14 protein-coding genes are annotated in these 18855 nt (G+C 67.5%); 8 read left to right on the plus strand and 6 right to left on the minus strand.

All coding sequences use genetic code 11. The features are described 5' to 3' along the window. Positions 1-28 precede the first annotated feature (28 nt). Entirely contained in the window at positions 29-487 is a 459-nt protein-coding gene (locus NX782_RS17800; protein ID WP_258846819.1) for a GNAT family N-acetyltransferase, read from the plus strand. 93 nt (positions 488-580) lie between these two features. Here the strand turns inward: NX782_RS17800 and NX782_RS17805 are convergent, their stop codons facing one another. From NX782_RS17805 to NX782_RS17820, 4 genes are all read right to left on the minus strand, one after another. Next, complete coding sequence (locus NX782_RS17805) at positions 581-1885, minus strand: MFS family transporter (RefSeq protein WP_258846820.1); 1305 nt, start codon at positions 1883-1885, stop codon at positions 581-583. 54 nt (positions 1886-1939) lie between these two features. After that, positions 1940-3034, minus strand: a complete 1095-nt coding sequence (locus NX782_RS17810) for a hypothetical protein (protein WP_258846821.1) — start codon at positions 3032-3034, stop codon at positions 1940-1942. 114 nt (positions 3035-3148) lie between these two features. Beyond that, complete coding sequence (locus tag NX782_RS17815) at positions 3149-4387, minus strand: sensor histidine kinase (protein ID WP_258846822.1); 1239 nt, start codon at positions 4385-4387, stop codon at positions 3149-3151. Then, positions 4377-5744 carry a sigma-54-dependent transcriptional regulator gene (locus tag NX782_RS17820; protein ID WP_258846823.1) on the minus strand — a complete coding sequence of 456 codons (1368 nt, stop codon included), beginning with the start codon at positions 5742-5744 and terminating at the stop codon, positions 4377-4379. Before NX782_RS17820 ends, NX782_RS17815 begins: the two co-directional genes overlap by 11 nt. Positions 5745-5952: 208 nt before the next feature. Here NX782_RS17820 and NX782_RS17825 point away from each other — a divergent pair, with 208 nt between their 5' ends. From NX782_RS17825 to NX782_RS17840, 4 genes are read left to right on the plus strand one after another with little or no spacing between them, the layout of a single operon-like run. Next, the gene (locus NX782_RS17825) at positions 5953-7236 is read left to right on the plus strand and encodes an efflux RND transporter periplasmic adaptor subunit (RefSeq protein ID WP_258846824.1); all 1284 of its coding nucleotides are present in this window, start codon (positions 5953-5955) and stop codon (positions 7234-7236) included. Between the two features lie 26 nt (positions 7237-7262). Further along, positions 7263-7943 carry an ABC transporter ATP-binding protein gene (locus NX782_RS17830; protein ID WP_258846825.1) on the plus strand — a complete coding sequence of 227 codons (681 nt, stop codon included), beginning with the start codon at positions 7263-7265 and terminating at the stop codon, positions 7941-7943. Between the two features lie 9 nt (positions 7944-7952). Continuing rightward, positions 7953-10361: an ABC transporter permease gene (locus NX782_RS17835; protein ID WP_258846826.1), complete on the plus strand. Its 2409-nt coding sequence runs from the start codon at positions 7953-7955 to the stop codon at positions 10359-10361. A gap of 9 nt (positions 10362-10370) precedes the next feature. After that, on the plus strand, positions 10371-12794 hold the full coding sequence (locus NX782_RS17840) for an ABC transporter permease (RefSeq protein WP_258846827.1): 2424 nt from the start codon (positions 10371-10373) through the stop codon (positions 12792-12794). Between the two features lie 16 nt (positions 12795-12810). Here the strand turns inward: NX782_RS17840 and NX782_RS17845 are convergent, their stop codons facing one another. Next, positions 12811-13287 carry an FKBP-type peptidyl-prolyl cis-trans isomerase gene (locus NX782_RS17845; protein ID WP_258846828.1) on the minus strand — a complete coding sequence of 159 codons (477 nt, stop codon included), beginning with the start codon at positions 13285-13287 and terminating at the stop codon, positions 12811-12813. Between the two features lie 120 nt (positions 13288-13407). Further along, positions 13408-15285 (minus strand): potassium transporter Kup, encoded by a 1878-nt coding sequence (locus NX782_RS17850; RefSeq protein WP_258846829.1) that lies wholly within the window; start codon positions 15283-15285, stop codon positions 13408-13410. A gap of 146 nt (positions 15286-15431) precedes the next feature. Between NX782_RS17850 and rarD the strand changes: the two genes are divergently transcribed. The 3 genes from rarD to NX782_RS17865 form a co-directional block, all read left to right on the plus strand. Beyond that, the gene (rarD, locus tag NX782_RS17855) at positions 15432-16310 is read left to right on the plus strand and encodes an EamA family transporter RarD (RefSeq protein WP_258846830.1); all 879 of its coding nucleotides are present in this window, start codon (positions 15432-15434) and stop codon (positions 16308-16310) included. 120 nt (positions 16311-16430) lie between these two features. Then, on the plus strand, positions 16431-18098 hold the full coding sequence (gene ettA / locus NX782_RS17860) for an energy-dependent translational throttle protein EttA (RefSeq protein ID WP_258846831.1): 1668 nt from the start codon (positions 16431-16433) through the stop codon (positions 18096-18098). Positions 18099-18316: 218 nt separating this feature from the next. Further along, positions 18317-18855: REP-associated tyrosine transposase (locus NX782_RS17865; protein WP_258846832.1), on the plus strand; the 539-nt coding region annotated here is incomplete at its 3' end.

The following is an 18855-nucleotide window of genomic DNA, read 5'->3' on the forward strand; positions in this document are numbered from 1 at the left end:
ACAAACAATTGTTCATCGATATAAACAAATGATTACGTGGCAATGGAGTCGTTTTGCCGACCTGACGGTCGCGCAGCTGTATGCAATGCTGGCTTTGCGCCAGGAAGTGTTCGTGCTGGAACAGACCTGCCTGTACCCGGACATCGACGGTCTCGACCCGGGCGCCCAGCACCTGCTCGGCTGGCGCGATGCCGATGGCAAGCCGGAACTGGTCGCGCACCTGCGCTGCCTGGCGCCGGGCGCGAAGTACGAGGAGATGTCGATCGGCCGCGTGGTCACCAGCCCGGCCGCGCGCGGCAGCGGCCTCGGGCGCGAACTGGTGGCCCAGGGTATCGCGCTGGCTTGCCAGCTGCATCCGGGCCACGCGATCCGCATCGGTGCGCAGGCGCACCTGGAACGGTTCTATGCCAGCTTCGGCTTCGTCACCGTCTCCGAGCCCTATGACGAAGACGGCATCCTGCACATCGACATGATCCTGAGCGCCTAACAAAACCCACATGGCGGCGTTGCATCGTCTCGCCGTACTGGCGTACTGTCTTCGACGCTGCGCCTTGCCCTGCGGGTTTGTTAGACGCTCATATCACTTGAGGTGGCCCGACTTGGTCGGGTCCGGCATCAGGAAGGCCACCAGGCAGGCGACGGCGGCCATGATGCTGACGTACCAGTAGAAATACGGCTCGTGGCCGGCCTGCTTGAACCACAGGGCCACGTATTCGGCCGAGCCGCCGAAGACCGCGTTCGCGATCGCATACGACAAACCCACGCCCAGCGCGCGCACCTCGACCGGGAACATCTCGGCCTTGATCAGGCCGCCGATCGAGGTATAGAAGCTGACGATCGCCAGCGCGCAGGTGATCAGGACGCCGGCCATCAGCGGGCTGTCGACGCCGCGCAGCGTGCTCAGGATCGGCACCGTGAAGATCGCCGCGAGAAGCCCGAACAGGATCATCGAAGTCTTGCGGCCGATGCGGTCGGACAGCGCGCCAAATAGCGGCTGCATCAGCATGTAGATCAGCAGGCAGACCGTCATCACCCGGCTGGCGGTGGGAGTGCTCATGCCGACCGTGTTGACCAGGTACTTCTGCATGTAGGTGGTGAAAGCGTAGAAGATCAGCGAGCCGCCGGCGGTAAAACCCAGCACCGTGACGAAGGCGCGCCCGTGGTGCCTGAGCAGCGAACTCACGCTGCCGGCCTGTTCGCTCTTGCGCTCCGATTCCTTGGTGGTTTCGTGCAGCGAGCGGCGCAGGTAGAGCGAGACCAGGGCCGAGGCCGCGCCGACCACGAACGGGATGCGCCAGCCCCAGGCCACCAGCTCCTCGTGCGACAGCAGCAGTTGCAGGATGCCCAGCACCAGCAGCGCCGCCAGCTGGCCGCCGATCAGGGTGACGTACTGGAAGGAGGCAAAGAAACCCTTGCGGCCCGGCTCCGCCACCTCGCTCATGTAGGTCGCGCTGGTGCCGTATTCACCGCCCACCGACAGACCCTGGAACAGGCGCGCCACCAGCAGCAGCACCGGCGCCGCCGTGCCGATCGTGGCGTAGGTCGGCAGGCAGGCGATCAGCAGCGAGCCGCCGCACATCATCAGCACCGAGATCATCATCGCGTTGCGGCGGCCGTAACGGTCGGCGATGCGGCCGAACAGCCAGCCGCCCACCGGGCGCATCAGGAAGCCGGCGGCGAAAATGCCGGCGGTGTTCAGCAGCTGGACAGTCGGGTCGGCCTTCGGGAAAAAGGCGGAAGAGAAATACAGGGCGCAGAACGAGTAGATGTAGAAGTCGAACCATTCGACCAGGTTGCCGGACGAGGCGCCGACGATGGCGAAGACGCGCTGGCGCGAAGTCAGGTGTTCGATTGCATGTGGGTCGCTGGTGTCCGCTGTTGCCATTACTTTCTCCAAATCTGCCGCGGTCAGTGCCGCCAGGCAGACTTAGCATAATGTTTATTCGCGATGGATGGCGCGCCGCAGGCGGTGCACCAGCAGGCGCCGGCCCAGCAGCGGCAACCCGGCCAGCAGCAGCAGGGCCTGCGCCGGCTCCGGCACCGGCGACAGCAGCACCGGCACGCAAAAGCCGAAGTCGTTGCAGCCATTGGCGACGATCTGGCCGGCGCCATTGATGCCGACGGCCTCCGTCAAGACGAAGTCGCCCAGGCCGCCCTCGACCAGGGTGTTCAGGTCCAGCAGCTGGCCGTCCGCGTACAGGAAGGCGTGCGAGAAACCGCCGCCCGGCAGGCTGGCCAGCCCGACCACCATGCCCGCCTCGTTGAGCGCCCTGGCCTCGGCATAGTCGCCGCCGAAGGAACCGAGATCGAGCAGCGTGCCCCCGCTGTAGAGAAAAGGGTGGAAGGCGACGTCGCCGGCGGTGAGGCTGTAGCCGGCCACCTGGCCCGCCTCGTTGACCGCATTGGCGAAGCTGAAGCCGCCGCCCAGGGTGCCGAGGTCGGTCATGACGCCGTCGCGGTAGATGAAGGCGTGCGAGCCATCGTCCGGAAAGGCCGGACCCGGCTGCGAACCGCCGACGATGACACCGCCGTTGTTGATGTCGCGCGCCTGGGCGTAGCTGCCGCCCAGCGTGCCAATATCGGCGATGCCGCCGCCGCTGTACAGGAAGGCGCGCGGGTTGCCGGCGGGGTCCAGCGATTCGCCGACCGCCTGCCCGGCCGCGTTCACGCCCCAGGCCACCGTGTCGCCGCCGTACAGGGTGCCGGTATCCTGGCTGGTGCCGCCGCTGTAGACGAAGCCGCGGGTGCCGCCGCCGAGCGTCCAGGCGCCCGCCGCCACCCCGTTCTCGATCGCGTTCGCGACCACCGTGTTGCCCGCGGGCGCGGGCGGCGGCAGGAAGCCGAGACTGGCGGCCGTCCACACGAAGGCGGCGGCGTCGCCCTCGGGCGTCATGCCGCGCCCGGCCACACGCCCTGCTTCGTCGATGGCGAGCGCCTGGAAGTTGGTGGGCAGGAAGGTCGCACCGAACATCGGCTCGGCCCGCGCGGCGAGCGGCAACAACAGCAACAGCAGGACAAGCAGCGGCAAGGGCATGGCGGGCTCCGGATGGAATCGGCAAGGATGTGCGCGCCAACGATACCCCGCCCACCCGCTGCCGGCCTGCGCCAGATCAGGCGTACGCAGGACGCATGGGTCAATGCGCCGGATTCAGAAGGTGAGCACGAAGCGCGCGCCGCGCCCCACCGAGCGCGCATGGCGCACCGTGCCGCCGTTCTCGTGGACCAGGTGGCGCACCATGGCCAGGCCGATCCCGCCGCCCTGTTTCTTGGTGGTGAAGAAGGGGGTGAAGATGTGCGCCGCCAGCCCGTCCGGCACACCGGGACCGTCGTCGCTGACCTCGATGCGCAGGCGGCCGCCGCGCACCAGCCGCGCCGCGACCCAGGCGTGGCCGGCCTTCCCCTCATTGCCGGCGGTGGCCTCGAAAGCATTTTTGAGGAGATTGATCAGGGCCTGTTCGAGCTGGCCCGGATCGGCCATCAGTTCCAGCGATGCCGGTTCGACCGAAAATTCGACGGCGCCGCCGCGCGCGCGCCAGCCTGGCCCGACCAGCGCGGCGACGCGCTCGAACAAGGCATCCAGGCGCAGCCGCTCGGGTCGCGCGGGCGGCACGTTCGACAGGCTGCGGTAGCTGGCCACGAAATCGACCAGGCTGTCGGCGCGGCGCCGGATCGCGTCCAGCGCGGTGCTGAGGTCCAGCCCCACGTCTTCCGGCAGCGCACCGCGGAACTCACCGAGCAAGCCATAGGCCGTGTGCGACAGCGAAGCCACCGGCGTCAGCGAATTCATGATCTCGTGGGTCAGCACGTGCACCAGCTGGCGCCAGGCGTGCAGAGCTTCGGCTTCGAGTTCGCTCTCGACCGGCATCAGGGCCGCCAGGCGCTGCGCCCTGCCCTGCAGCGTCAGCGAAGACACCGCCAGCAGCGCACGTTCGGTGCCGCGCTCGGTCTCGAAGTCGATCAACGCGCGCCGTTCGCCCGGCTGCGCCGCCAGTTGGCGATACAGGTCGGCCGGATCGCTGGCGCGGCCCGGCGCCACCAGTTTGCGCGCGTTGCCGTTGAGCGGCGCGACCTGGCCGTCGCCCCCCGGGCCATCGATGCGGAACAGGGCCACCGGCGTGTGTTCCAGTCTCGCTTCCAGCGCCAGCGCATTGTCGAGCAGGGCCTGCTGCTCGATCGGCAAGCCGGGCGCGCTCGGCGGTGCCGGGCGGCGCAGGGCGCCCAGGCGGTCGATGCAGCGCCACAGGCTCGCCACCAGCGGCAGCGTGGCCAGCAGGCACAGCACCGCCAGGCGCGGCGAGTCGTGCACCACGCCGGCACCGAAGGCCAGCACGGCGATGCCGGCCAGCGACAGCAGCGCGCCCGCTTTGAGGCGCGTTTCAGATGCCATGCTTGCCCAGCTTGCGGTACAGCGCGGCGCGCGAGAGGCCGAGCATGCGCGCCGCCAGGCTGATGTTGCCCTTGGCCTTGTCGAGGGCGGCGGCAATGGTCTCGCGCTCCAGCGCGCCGAGACGGAATTCGACGTTCGCATCGTCGGCGGCCGCCGTCGCCGCGGCCGGCACTGGAGCCGGCACTGGTACTGGCGCCGGCAGCGCCAGGCCGAAATCCTCGTAGCGGTACTCGTCGTGCGCGGCCAGGATCACCGCGCGCTCGCAGGCATGGCGCAGCGCGCGCACATTGCCCGGCCACGACCATTCGCACAGCTGCTGCTGGGCGCTGGGGGCAAGCTCGCGCACCGGCCGCCGGTACTGCGCCTCGTACAGCGACAGGTAGTGGTGCAGCAGGCCGGGCACGTCATCGCGCCGTTCGCGCAGCGGCGGCACGCGGATCACGATGGTGTTCAGGCGGAACAGCAGGTCGGGGCGGAACACGGCGGGGTCGAACAGGCGTGCCTCATCGAGATTGGTGGCGCTGACGATGCGCACGTCGATCGCTTCCGGGCGGTCGGCGCCGATCGGCGTGACTTCGCGCCGCTCCAGCGCGGTGAGCAGCCTGGCCTGCCCCGCCAGCGGCATGTTGCCGATCTCGTCGAGGAACAGGGTGCCGCCGCGCGCGGCCTGGAAGCGGCCGGCGCGGTCGCTGCGGGCATCGGTGAACGAGCCCTTGCGGTGGCCGAACAATTCGCTCTCGAAGGTCGATTCCGGCAGCGCGCCCATGTCGACCGCGAGGAAGGTCGCGCCGGCGCGGCTGGAGGCCGCGTGGATGGCGCGCGCCACCAGTTCCTTGCCGACCCCGTTCTCGCCCAGCACCATCACATTGGCTTCGGTCGGCGCGACGCTGGCGATCATCGATTTCACGCCGCGCATGGCGGCCGAGTCGCCCATCAAGCCGCTGGTGGCGGCGCCGCCGGCGAGCGCGCTGCGGCGTGCCAGCGCGGTGTCGACGGCGGCGATCAGGCGCGCATTGTCCCAGGGTTTGGTGATGAAATCGCTGGCCCCGCGTTTGAGCGCCTCGACCGCCAGCGGCACGTCGGCATACGCGGTCAGGGCGATCACGGCGGGCGGATGGGCGAGCGTGCGCAGGCGGTCGAGCACGGCCAGGCCTTCGGCGCCGTCGATGCGGCCGGGCGTGAAGTTCAGGTCGAGCAGGACCACGTCCGGCACACCGGCGTCGAGCACGCTCGACAGGCGCGCCGGATCGTCGAGCGTGGTCACCCGGCCGTGGCGGCGGCGCAGCAGCATCTGGGCGGCATAGGCGACGTCGCTATCGTCGTCGAGGATCAGCAGGTGGGCGGCGGTATCGGCCATAGTGTTGCCATTCTAGCAGCGCGGCTTAGCCGCGGCGACTCCGCGGTTGGTCGCGGCGGACGCCTGTCCGCAAGCGCACAGGCCCACCTGTCCGGTTCCGGACAGGTACGGCGGACAAACCCGCACAAGCAGCCAAAAAAGGGGGGTAAACGGCCTGGCACGGCGCTTGCAGAAGAGAGCAGGTCATCGTTCACCACAACGCATCAGCATGGATCACATTCCTCCTTCCGCCGTCACCGGCGCCGCCATGGACAGCGTCGTGCCGAAGCGGCGCGGCCGGCTGTTCAAGCGCATCGCCGTGCTTGCCGCCATCGCTGCCGCCCTGGCCTGGACCGGCTGGCAGTTCGTGCCGCACGGCCTGCAGGTGGCCAGCCGCGACGTGCGCCTGGCGCGGGTCGAACAGGGCGTGTTCCGCGACGACATCGTCGTGCGCGCCACCGCCGAACCGCTGAATTCGATCATCCTCGACTCGGTCGAAAGCGGCCGCGTGGAAGAGGTGTTCGCGAAGGACGGCCAGGCCGTCAAAAAGGGCGACCTGCTGTTCCGCCTGTCGAACCCGCAGCGCAACCTGGAACTGCTGGCGCGCCAGACCGAATATTCGCAGCAGATCTTCAACGCGGCCCAGCTGCGCGTGGCCCAGGAAGCGGTGCGCACCGACCACCAGCGCCGCCAGTCCGAACTCGAGTTCGCGCTGAGCCAGGCCCGGAAGCAGCACGCCCGCAACCAGCGCCTGGCGCAGCAGGGTTTCATCTCCGCGGTGGCGCTGGAAGAGTCGAGCGATAAGCTGGCGCAGCAACAGCGCGCGCTGGACGAGGAAAAGCGCGCCGTCGCCAACGAGGAAAAGGTGCGCGACCGCGCGCTGGACCAGCTGGACAGCGGCCTGCACGGCCTGCAGTCCGGCCTGAAGCTGGTCAGCGCCACCGTCGACGCGCTGGCGGTACGGGCCCCGGCCGATGGCGTGCTGACCGATTTCCGCATGCTGGTCGGCCAGACCGTGCGCCCGGACCAGCACATCGGCCGCATCGACGATCCGCAGCACTTCAAGCTCAGCGCCCTGGTCGACGAGTTCTACCTGAGCCGCCTGAGCGTCGGCCGGGTCGGCAGCGTGACCCAGGACGGCAAGACCTACGCACTGAAGGTCGCCACCGTCTACCCGCAGATCAAGGAAGGCCGCTTCACCGCCGAGATGGTGTTCACCGATGGCCAACCCAGCGTGATCAGCCCGGGCCAGAGCATGGACGTCCAGCTGACCCTGGGCGAGCCGGCCAAGGCCATGCTGCTGCCGAACGGCGCGTTCGTGAACGACACCGGCGGCACCTGGGTGTTCGTGCTGGGCCGCGACGGCGAGCGGGTCGAGAAGCGCGCCGTGAAACTCGGACGCCGCAACAATGCCCAGGTCGAGGTGCTGTCCGGCCTGGCGCAGGGCGAACAGGTCATCATCTCCAGCTACACCCCGTTCGGCAAGGCCGAGCGGCTGCAATTGACGAAATAATCCATCCTCCAGAACAGGGAACCGACATGCTCAAACTCTCAGGCGTCAGCAAGATCCACCAGGCCGGCGAAGTGCAGACCACCGCGCTCGACCGCATCGACCTCGACATCGCGGCCGGCGAATACGTGGCCATCACCGGGCCGTCCGGCTGCGGCAAGTCGACCCTCCTCAGCGTGCTCGGCCTGCTGGACGTGCCGACTTCCGGCGAATACTGGTTCGAGGGCCAGAACGTGGCCGGCTGGAGCGAAGCGCGCCTGAACGCGCTGCGGCGCGGGAAGGTCGGCTTCATCTTCCAGAGTTTCAATCTGATCGAAGAATTGTCCGTGTACGAGAACGTCGAGCTGGCGCTGGAGTACACCGGCACCCCGGCCGCCGAGCGCCGCCGCCGCGTGCAGGAGATGCTGCAGCGCCTGGGCGTGGCGCACCGCGCCGGCCACCGTCCCTCGCAGCTATCGGGTGGTCAGCAGCAGCGGGTAGCGATCGCGCGCGCGCTGGTGGCCGGCCCGGCGATGCTGCTGGCCGACGAACCGACCGGTAATCTCGACACCGCGCACGGCGACGAAGTCATGCGCCTGCTGCGCCAGATTAACGCCGAGGGCACGACCGTGGTGATGGTGACCCACTCGCCGGCGCACGCGGCGCAGGCCTCGCGCACCCTGCACCTGCTGGATGGCCGCGTGGTGGTCGACGCCCTGCAGGCTGCGTAAGGAAGCATCATGAAACTGCATCTCCGCGATTTCCGCATCGGCTGGCGCCTGCTGGTCAAGGAACCCGCCTTTTCGGCCGTCGTGATCCTGGGCCTGGCGGTGGGCTTCTGCGCCTGCTTCCTGCTGCTCGGCTACGTCAGCCATTCGCTGTCCTATGACCGCCACGTGCCGCAGCGCGACAACATCTATCGCCTGATGTCGCGCTGGAACATCAGCGCCGTCAATGCGAATTGGAGCAACGCCGTCAGCCTGCCCGCGCGCGATGCCGCCATTGCCAGCGGCGTGCCGCTACAGGCCACGACCTTTCTGCAGCGCGACATCAACGTCAGGATCGGCAGTCATGTGCAGTCGATCACCATGGCTGCGGTCGACCCGGACTTCAACACCATTTTCCAGCCGCGGGTACTGGCCGGCGACCTGGCCGCAGCACTCGCGCGTCCCGACACGCTGGCCCTGAGCCGGGAAACCGCCGTCAAGCTGTTCGGCGCGCCCGACGCGGTCGGCAAGACCGTCCAGGTGGCCGGACGTCCCTACCAGGTCCTGGCGGTGCTGGAGGACCAGCCGGCCGCCACCACCCTTCCCTACGACGCGCTGGCGAGTACCCGAACCACGATCTGGAACGACGAATACCGCCAGCTGGTAACGACCAATTGGGGCTCTTCGCACGGGCCGACCTACATCAAGCTGGCGCCCGGCGCGGACCCGCGCGCGGTGACGGAGGCGGTACGCCGCGCCATGCTGGCTTCGAACTTCTACACCAGGATGTCGCCGGCGCAGATCGCATCCCTGAACGGCCATGACCTGATCGATTTCCGCCTGGGTCCTCTGGCCGGCGCCTACCTGGACCCGGACGTGCGCGAACAGTCCGGCACCCACGGCGACAGCAAGACCATCTTCGGCCTGGCCGCGGTAGCGTTGCTGATCCTGGCACTGGCTGCCACCAACTACGTCAACCTGGCCACGGTGCGCACCCTGCGCCGCCAGCGCGAAATCGCGGTGCGCAAGGTGCTGGGCGCCGGCGCCGGCTCGGTCAGCCGCCAGTTCCTGGTCGAATCGGTACTGGTGTGCCTGATCGCTACCCTGATCGGCCTGCTGCTGGCCTGGCTGCTGCTGCCGGTGTTTTCGGACCTGGTGCAGCGCAGGCTGGACCGCATGTTCACCTTCGGCTCGGTAGGGCTGTCGCTGCTGCTGGGCGTGCTGGTCGGCGTGCTGGCCGGCGCCTACCCGACCTGGTCGGCGCTAAAGGTGCGCCCGACCGCCGCCCTGTCCGGGCGCGGGAACGTCGAAACCGCCGGTGGCCTGTGGTTGCGCCGCGTGCTCACCGTGCTGCAGTTCGCCACCGCGATGGGCCTGACCGGCATGACCCTGGCCGTGGCCTGGCAGACGCGCTATGCCAGCAGCCTCGATCCGGGCTTCGATGCGGCGCCGCTGCTGATCGTGGAAGCCCCTGACGACATGCGCAACCCGACCGTGCACGCCTTCCACGACGCCCTGCTGCGCCTGCCGGGCGTGAGCGGCGTGGCGGAAAGCGGCACCCGGGTCACGGTCAACATGAACGGCACCTCGCTGCAGCGCGAGGGCGGCGCCCCGACCCAGCTCAATTGGCTCGACGTCAGCCCCGAGTTCTTTGGGGTGTACGGCTTGACGCCTGTCGCCGGCCGCCTGTACGAGGCGGCGCGCGACACGGTCGACGACCGCGACAAGGCCGTACTCAACGAGGAAGGCGCGCGCCAGCTTGGCTTCGCCAGTGCGCAGGATGCGGTCGGCAAGATCATCCGCGAGCCGAACGGCCAGGGTACCAGGCAGGTGATCGGCGTGGTGCCCGACATCCGCCACCGTTCGGCCCACGAAACGGTACAAGCCTACGTTTATTACGTGTCGCCGCGCACCGGCACCTTCACTGTCCGCAGCCGGGGCGACCTGGAGACCGTGCGCCACGCGATCGAGGACATGTGGCCGCGCTGGTTCCCGAACGATGTGCTGGAGATGGAGCGCATGGACACTATCTATGCCGGCAACTACGCCGACGACCTGCGCCTGGCCAAGCTGCTGGCCGCATCAAGCGTGATCGCGACCGCGATCGCCGCCTTCGGCATCTACGTGCTGGCGGCCTACAGCGTGCAGCGGCGCGCCCGCGAGATCGTGCTGCGCAAGCTGTACGGCGCCGGCAGCGCGGCGGTGGGCGGACTGGTGATGCGCGAATTCCTGCTACTGATCGGCGCCGGCGCCCTGCTCGGGCTGCCGCCGGCCTGGCTGGCGATGGAGCACTACCTGGCCGGCTTCACGGAACGCGCCCCGATCGGGGTCTGGACCATCGTCGCGGCGCTGCTGGTGGCCGGCGCGGTGGCACTCGGATCGACGCTGCGCCACACGCTGGCGGCGGTGCGGATCCGGCCGGCGCTGGCACTACGCGAATAAAGGAAGAACATGAAAACCAGACTACAAACGACCCTGCGCGATTTCCGCATCGGCTGGCGCCTGCTGGCCAAGGAGCCGACTTACTCGGCGGTGGTGGTGCTCGGCCTGGCGGTCGGCATCGCGGTGTGCTTCCTGCTGCTCGGCTTCGTCCGCCATTCGTTCTCGTACGACCGCCAGGTGCCCGAGCGCGAACGCGTGTACCAGCTGGAACACCGCTGGAACGCGGCCCTGCTCGGCAACGGCTGGGCAGCTTTGTCCAGCCTGCCGGTGCGCGACGCCGCACTGGCCAGTGGCCAGCCGCTGCTCGCCAGCGCCTACCTGGACCGCGGCCTGGACGCCCGGGTCGGCGAGCAGGCGGTCGCGCTCGGGGTGACGCTGGTCGACCCCGACTTCGAGAAGATCTTCGCGCCCAGGGTGCTGGCCGGCGACCTGCACGCGGCGCTGAGCCGTCCGGACACGCTGGCGCTGACGCGCGCGAGCGCCATCAAGCTGTTCGGCCGCGTCGACGCGCTTGGCAAGACCCTGCAGGGCGACAAGCAGACCTATGTCGTGGCGGCGGTGGTCGAAGACCAGCCGGCGGCCAGCACCATGCCCTTCGAGGCGCTGGCCGGCACCGTCAGCACGATCATGCCGGACGACGTGCGCAAGAATACCCTCGAGGCCTGGGGTTTTTCGCCCGGTAAGGTGTATATCAAACTGCTGCCCGGCGCCGATCCGGCACTGGTGGTCGCGGCGATCCAGCGCGGCCTGCGCCAGTCCTCGCTGATCCAGCGCGACCAGGCCGAGCAGGTGGCGGCGCTGAAGGGACGCGACCTGATCGAATACCGGCTCGGGCCGCTCGCCGAGGCTTACCTGGCGCCGGACGTGAACGACATGATGGCGCCGCACGGCAACCGCCAGGCAGTACTCGGCCTGGCCATGGTGGCGCTGCTGATCCTGCTGCTGGCGGGCACCAACTACGTCAACCTGGCCACGGTGCGCACGCTGGCGCGGCAACGCGAGATCGCCATGCGCAAGGTGCTGGGCGCGCCGGCGCGGGCGGTGGCGCGCCAGTTCCTGGCCGAGTCGGTGCTGGTCTGCCTGATCGCGACCACTCTCGGCCTGCTGCTGGCCTGGCTGCTGCTGCCGCTGTTCATGGATCTGGTGCAGCGCAAGCTGGAAGGCATGTTCAGCCCGGCCGCGCTGGCCCTGACGCTGGTGCTGGGCGTGCTGCTCGGGCTGGGCGCCGGCGCCTATCCGACCTGGTCCGCCTTGCGCGTGCGCGCCGGTGCCGCCCTGGCTGGACGCGGCAGCGGCGAGAGCGCGCACGGCCTGTGGCTGCGGCGCGCGCTCACCACGCTGCAGTTCGCGGTGGCCATCGGCCTGACCGGCACCACCCTGGCCGTGGCCTGGCAGACCCGCTACGCCAGCAGCCTCGACCCCGGCTTCGACCCGGCCCCGCTGCTGATCTTCCCGGCCGCGAACGACATGCGCGATCCGCGCACCGTGGCCTTCCGCGAGGCCGTGGCGCGCCTGCCCGGCGTGGCCGGCGTGTCGGTCTCGCACGCGCCGGTCAGCATGGGCAACAACATCGTGACCCTGCGTCGCGCCGGCGGCAGCGCCACCGACATCAACCTGTACGCGGTCAGTCCGGAATTCTTCCAGGTGTATGGGGTGAAGGCAGCCGCCGGCCGCCTGTTCGACCCTAGGCTGGACAAGATCGGCGACCACGACCGCATCGTCGTCAACGCCGCGGCGGCGCGCCAGCTCGGCTTCCCGACCAGCCAGGAGGCGGTCGGCAAGATGCTCAGCGCGACGCAGGGCGGCACGCCGATGCAGATCGTCGGCGTGGCACCCGACATCCGCCAGCGTTCGGCGCGCGAAGGCCAGCAGCCGAGCGTGTTCTACCTGCGCGAGCGGGTCGGCCTGTTCACGGTGCGCGCCAGCGGCGACCTGGACACGGTCAAGCGCGCCGTCGAAGAACTGTGGCCGCACTATTTTCCGAACGAGACCCTGGGCGTCTCGCGCCTCGGGACGGTCATGAACGACATGTTCTATGCGGACGACCTGCGCCTGGCCCGGCTGCTGGCGGTATCGAGCGTGATCGCGACCGCGATCGCGGCCTTCGGCATCTATGTGCTGGCGGCCTACAGCGTGCAGCGGCGCGAGCGCGAGATCGTGCTGCGCAAGCTGTACGGTGCCGGCCGCGCGGCGATCGGGAAACTGGTGATGCGCGAATTCGCGCTGCTGGTGGGCAGTGGCGCCCTGCTCGGCCTGCCGTTCGCCTGGCTGGCGATCCAGCGCTACCTGGGCGCCTTCGCCGAACGCGCGCCGGTCGGGGCCTGGACCCTGGCCGGGGCGGTGCTGGTGGCCGGCGCGGTGGCGCTGCTGTCGACGCTGCGCCACACGCTGGCCGCGGTGCGGATCCGGCCGGCGCTGGCGCTGCGCGAGTGAGGAGAAGCCCGGGAAATCAGCAGGCCGTGTTCAGGACGGCCGTCGCGCAGATCTTGAGCAGCTCGACGTCGAACACCAGGTCGCTGTTCGGCGGAATGCCTTGGGTGCCGGCGGAACCGTAACCGAGTACCGCGGGAATCACGACGGTGCGCTTGCCGCCCACCTTCATGCCTTGCACGGCCTGGCTAAAGCCGGGAATCACGTTGCCGCCAACGATTAACTCGTAAGGGCCCCTGACGGCGCTGGTGTCGAACTGGGTCCCCTTGTTGCCGGTGGCGGTGGTGCTGTACAGCCAGCCGGTGTAATTGACCAGCACGCGGTTGCCGGTGGCGGCGGTGGCCGTACCGGTGCCGACAGTTTCGCTAGCAATCTTGATGGTGGCATTCGAGAGGCCGCCGTTGCCGCTGCCGGCATCGCCACCACCGCCGCCGCAGGCGGTCAGGCTCAACACGGCGGCAAAGGCGGCCGCCAGCGGGAAGGACAACAGTTTCATGCTACTCCTCGTACAGGGTCGAAGTTTAACTAAGGAAACTTCGACCATACCAAGAGCATATAAGCCTGTCTGTCCCAAATTTGTACGCCTTTGTCGTCGCCGGCATTGCTTGAGCCGACCTCAGATTTCGACTTGCGTCCCGAGCTCGATCACGCGGTTGGCCGGGATCTGGTAATAGTCGGCGGCGGTACGCGCGTTTCTCTGCATGAGCACAAATAAGTGCTCGCGCCACGGCATCATGCCCTGGCCCGGCACCGAGATCACGGTCTGGCGCGCGATGAAGAAGGAGGTCTCCATCATCTCGAACGTCAGGTTCTTGGCTTCGCACAGGCGCAGGATGCCGGGGATGTCGGCTTCGTCCTTGAAACCGTAGTGCACGTTCAACTGGAAGCAGTTGTGGCCCAGCGCCACCACCTCGACCTGCTCGGCGGCCGGCACATACGGCTCTTCGCGGATGTGCACCGTGAGGAACACGACCCGTTCGTGCAGCACCTTGTTGTGCAGCAGATTGTGCAGCAGGGCGTGCGGCACGCCGTCGGTTTCGCCGCGCAGGAAGATCGCGGTGCCGGCCACGCGCGTGGGCGGGCCGACGAACAGCGACTGCAGGAAGTCCTCGAGCGGAATCGCGTGCTTTTCCAGGTTCTCGAACACCAGCTCGCGCCCGCGCTTCCAGGTCAGCATGATGGTCAGGAGGATCGCGCCCAGCAGCAGCGGGAACCAGCCGCCGTGCAGCAGTTTCAGGGTGCTGGCCGAGAACAGCATGATGTCCATGATCATGAAGAAGCCGGTCGCGCCGATGCACAGCAGCAGCGGCAGGTGCCAGCGGTAGCGCGTCACGAAGAAGGTCAGGATCGTGGTGGCGAACATGGTGGCCGTCACCGCGATGCCGTAGGCGCCGGCCAGTTTGTCGGACGAGCCGAAGCCGACCACCGCAATCAGCACCACCGCCAGCTGCAGCCAGTTGACGGCCGGGATGTAGATCTGGCCGATCTCGCTTTCCGAGGTGTGCATCACGCGCATGCGCGGCAGCAGGCCGAGCGCGATCGCCTGCTTGGTCATCGAAAAGGTGCCGGAAATCGTCGCCTGCGAGGCGATCACGGTGGCCATGGTCGACAGCAGCACCAGCGGCAGCACGCTCCAGCTGCCGAGCTGGCGGAAGAAGGGATTTTCCAGCGCTTCCGGATGCGTGATCAGCAGGCCGCCCTGGCCCAGGTAGTTCAGGGCCAGCGCCGGGAACACGATGAGGAACCAGGCGACGCGGATCGGCTTCTTGCCGAAGTGGCCCATGTCGGCGTACAGGGCTTCGGCGCCGGTAAAGGCCAGCACCACCGCGCCCAGCGCAACAAAGGCGACAAAGCGTTCGCGCAGCATGAATTCGAAGGCGTGCAGCGGGTTCAGCGCCTGCAGGATCACCGGCGCCTGGACGATGTTGATCACGCCCATCACGGCCAGCGCCGCGAACCAGACGATCATCACCGGGCCGAAGAAGCGGCCGATGCCGGCGGTGCCGTGGCGCTGCACGCTGTACAGGATCACCAGCACCACGATGGTCAGCGGCACCACCCATTTTTCGAGGCCGGGCGTGGCCACTTCCAGGCCCTCGATCGCACCGAGCACGGAAATCGCCGGCGTGATCACGCTGTCGCCGTAGAACATGGTGGCGCCGAACACGCCGATCACCATCAGCACGTAGTGCCAGCGCGAGTGGCGCGTGACGGAATTCAGGGCCAGCGCCATCAGGGCCATGATGCCGCCCTCGCCGCGGTTGTCGGCACGCAGCACCAGGGTCACATACTTGAGCGAGACGATCATCGTCAGGCCCCAGAAGATCAGGGACACGATGCCGAGCAGATTCGGCGTGCTCAGGGCCAGGCCGTGGGTCGGGTCGAAGATGGTCTTCAGCGTGTACAGCGGGCTGGTGCCGATGTCGCCGTAGACGATACCGACGGCCGCCAGGGTCAAGGCCGCTGTACTGCTTTTCTTGTGTTGCTCGCTCAAGGTATCACCATTGCTTTTTGGAAATAGCGGTGAAATTCCGCCTTCCGGGACCGCTATTGTCTCAGCGAATAGGAAAATGGCAAGCCGTCAGCGAACTCGTGTCAGTTCGGGGATAATCGCGGCCTGACTTCGATTTGGCTTTCTCCATGCGTACCGGCATCCTTTCCGCCTCCCTGGCTTTCCTGTGCTGGGGCTTGTTCCCCCTGTATTTCCATGCCATCGGCGAAGTGCCGCCCTTGCAGATCCTGGCGCACCGCATGTTGTGGTCGCTGCTGTTCCTGGTGATCGTGCTGGCGGTGCGCAAGCAGTGGGCCTGGCTCGCCGTGCTGCGCCAGCCGCGCGTGTTCGGCAGTTTCGTCGCCTCGGCTGTGCTGCTGAGCCTGAACTGGCTGATCTATATCTGGGCGGTCAACAACCACCACGTGATCGAGGCCAGCCTGGGTTACTTCATCAACCCGCTGGTGAACATCTCGCTCGGCTACCTGCTGCTCAAAGAGCGGCTGCGTCCGGCGCAGTGGATGGCGATCGCGGTGGCGGCGCTGGGCGTCGGCTGGCTGACCTGGCAGGCCGGCACCGTGCCCTGGATCGCGCTGGCGCTGGCGCTCACCTTCGGCGGCTACGGCCTGCTGCGCAAGACCGCCGCGCTGGGCGCGCTGGAGGGCCTGTCCTTCGAGACCATGGTGCTGTTCCCGGTGGCCGCCGCCTACGTGGTCTGGCTGACCATGCACGGCCAAAACGCCTTCATCAACACCGATTCCACGTCGACCCAGTTGCTGCTGGCCGCGGCCGGGCCGATCACCGCGATCCCGCTGCTGCTGTTCGCCTCGGGCGCGCGCCAGATCCCCTTGTCGGTGCTGGGCCTGCTGCAATACCTGTCGCCGACCCTGCAATTCCTGCTGGGCGTGTGGTTGTTCCACGAACCGTTCACGCCGGACCGCCTGATCGGCTTCGTGCTGATCTGGGCAGCGCTGGCGCTGTTCGCCATCGAGGGCCTGCTGCGCCGCCCAGCCACCGCCAAGGCTTGAGCAAGCACAAACCGGGGTCAGACACCGATTTTAGGAAATTGCCCAAATTCGGTGTCTGACCCCCGAATTTTTACAGTATCCTGTCGTCCTTATTTCTCACCGTATTACGACTACTATCACATGGCCAATTACGTCTACACCATGAACCGCGTGGGCAAGATCGTCCCACCGAAGCGCCAGATCTTGAAAGACATTTCTCTGTCCTTTTTCCCGGGCGCGAAGATCGGCGTGCTGGGCCTGAACGGCTCGGGCAAATCGACGCTGTTGAAGATCATGGCCGGTATCGACACCGACATCCAGGGCGAAGCGCGCCCGATGCCGGGCCTGAACATCGGCTACCTGCCACAGGAACCGCAACTGGATCCGGAAAAGACCGTGCGCCAGGAAGTGGAATCCGGCCTCGGCGAAGCCTTCGAGGCGCAAGCCAAGCTGGAAGCCGTGTACGCCGCCTATGCGGAAGAAGACGCCGACTTCGACGCGCTCGCCAAGGAGCAGGAGCGCCTGGAATCGATCATCGCCGCAGCCGACGGCGGCAACCTGAACCTGCAGATGGAAATGGCCGCCGATGCGCTGCGCCTGCCGCCGTGGGACCAGAAGATCGGCGTGCTGTCGGGCGGCGAGAAGCGCCGCGTGGCGCTGTGCAAGCTGCTGCTCAGCAAGCCGGACATGCTGCTGCTGGACGAGCCGACCAACCACCTGGACGCCGAATCGGTCGAGTGGCTGGAGCAGTTCCTGCTGCGCTTCCCGGGCACCGTGGTCGGCATCACCCACGACCGCTACTTCCTCGACAACGCCGCCGAATGGATCCTGGAACTGGACCGCGGCCACGGCATCCCGTGGAAGGGCAATTACTCGTCCTGGCTGGAGCAGAAGGAAGCCCGCCTGAAGCAGGAAGAAGCGACCGAATCGGCACGCCAGAAAGCGCTGGCGAAAGAGCTGGAATGGGCACGCCAGAATCCGAAGGCGCGCCAAGCCAAGTCGAAAGCCCGTCTGGCCCGCTTCAACGAACTGAGCGAATACGAATACCAGAAGCGCAACGAGACCCAGGAGATCTTCATCCCGGTCGCCGAGCGTCTGGGCAACGAAGTCATCGAGTTCAAGAACGTCAGCAAAGCCTTCGGCGACCGCCTGCTGATCGACAACCTGTCGTTCACCGTGCCGCCGGGCGCGATCGTCGGCATCATCGGCCCGAACGGCGCCGGTAAGTCGACCCTGTTCAAGATGATCGCCGGCCTCGAGCAGCCGGACAGCGGTGAAGTCGTGATCGGCCAGACCGCGAAAGTCTCGCTGGTCGGTCAGACCCGCGAAGACCTGGCCAACACCAAGACCGTGTTCGAAGACGTCACCGGCGGCGCCGACATGCTGAGCGTGGGCCGCTTCGAAATGCCGTCGCGCGCCTACCTCGGCCGCTTCAACTTCAAGGGCGGCGACCAGCAGAAAGTGGTCGGCAACCTGTCCGGCGGCGAACGCGGCCGTCTGCACCTGGCGAAAACCCTGCTGCAAGGCGGCAACGTCCTGCTGCTGGACGAACCGTCGAACGACCTCGACGTCGAAACCCTGCGTGCGCTGGAAGATGCGCTGCTGGAATTCGCCGGCAGCGTGATGGTGATCTCGCACGACCGCTGGTTCCTGGACCGCATCGCGACGCACATCCTGGCGTTCGAGGGCAACTCGCAGGTCACCTTCTTCGACGGTAACTACCAGGAATACGAAGCCGACAAGAAGAAGCGCCTAGGCGAAGAAGGCGCGAAGCCGAAGCGTATCCGCTACAAACCGCTCAGCGCCTAAGCTGCTCGCGGCGCCCCAGTCGCATCGGCACCACAAAAGCTCCCTGCGGGGAGCTTTTTTTTCGCCGATCGCTGGCTGCAAGCAGGGTTCTGGACAATCCTGAAACCTGCTTGCCGGCTTGCGCGCCAAGGTTTTTTCGCGCGGAAATGGATCGGCCCGTTTTCCATCTCATGTGTAGAATCAGGCGTCGTTGAGGTCGGCTCACGCCACGATCATTCATGACACGTTACCGCGATAACCGCGTGCCCGGCATGACGTACTTTTTCACGGTACGCCTGCTGGACCGGAACAGCACATTGCTGACGGATCACTTTTCGGCGTTTGGCGAAGCCATGCGCCAGGCCCGGATCCGCAAGCCCTTCCACGTCGATGCCTGGGTAGTCCTGCCCGATCACGCGCACGCGATCTGGACCCTGCCACCAGGCGACCACGATTGCGCCACCCGCTGGCGTGCGGTCAAGATCGCCTTTTCCAAGGCGCTGAACAAGACCGGGCTGGTGCTGGCCGGCGCCGCCGACAACACGATCTGGGAGCGCCACTACCGCGACTACCGCGTCGGCGACGATGCCGAATATGCGGAGCTGATCGACTATGTGCACAGCAACCCGATGCGCCACGGCTTTTGCGAGCAGGCCGGCGACTGGCCCTGGTCGTCGCTGCACCGCTTCCTGGCCGCCGGCTTCGCCGCGCCGCAGCCGCCGCTGTTGCCGCCGCCCTGGGTGCGTCCGCTGCCGGCGCCGGCGCGGGTGCCGCTCTA

This window comes from Massilia norwichensis (genome assembly GCF_024753245.1).
Lineage (GTDB): Bacteria > Pseudomonadota > Gammaproteobacteria > Burkholderiales > Burkholderiaceae_D > Telluria > Telluria norwichensis.

Bases quoted from the DNA above. Each gene is read 5' to 3' on its own strand.
- NX782_RS17810 (WP_258846821.1), bottom strand. From the start codon at position 3,034: ATGCCCTTGCCGCTGCTTGTCCTGCTGTTGCTGTTGTTGCCGCTCGCC.
- NX782_RS17840 (WP_258846827.1), top strand. From the start codon at position 10,371: ATGAAAACCAGACTACAAACGACCCTGCGCGATTTCCGCATCGGCTGG.
- NX782_RS17845 (WP_258846828.1), bottom strand. From the start codon at position 13,287: ATGAAACTGTTGTCCTTCCCGCTGGCGGCCGCCTTTGCCGCCGTGTTG.
- NX782_RS17820 (WP_258846823.1), bottom strand. From the start codon at position 5,744: ATGGCCGATACCGCCGCCCACCTGCTGATCCTCGACGACGATAGCGAC.
- NX782_RS17830 (WP_258846825.1), top strand. From the start codon at position 7,263: ATGCTCAAACTCTCAGGCGTCAGCAAGATCCACCAGGCCGGCGAAGTG.
- NX782_RS17815 (WP_258846822.1), bottom strand. From the start codon at position 4,387: ATGGCATCTGAAACGCGCCTCAAAGCGGGCGCGCTGCTGTCGCTGGCC.
- NX782_RS17800 (WP_258846819.1), top strand. From the start codon at position 29: ATGATTACGTGGCAATGGAGTCGTTTTGCCGACCTGACGGTCGCGCAG.
- rarD (WP_258846830.1), top strand. From the start codon at position 15,432: ATGCGTACCGGCATCCTTTCCGCCTCCCTGGCTTTCCTGTGCTGGGGC.
- ettA (WP_258846831.1), top strand. From the start codon at position 16,431: ATGGCCAATTACGTCTACACCATGAACCGCGTGGGCAAGATCGTCCCA.
- NX782_RS17805 (WP_258846820.1), bottom strand. From the start codon at position 1,885: ATGGCAACAGCGGACACCAGCGACCCACATGCAATCGAACACCTGACT.
- NX782_RS17835 (WP_258846826.1), top strand. From the start codon at position 7,953: ATGAAACTGCATCTCCGCGATTTCCGCATCGGCTGGCGCCTGCTGGTC.
- NX782_RS17825 (WP_258846824.1), top strand. From the start codon at position 5,953: ATGGATCACATTCCTCCTTCCGCCGTCACCGGCGCCGCCATGGACAGC.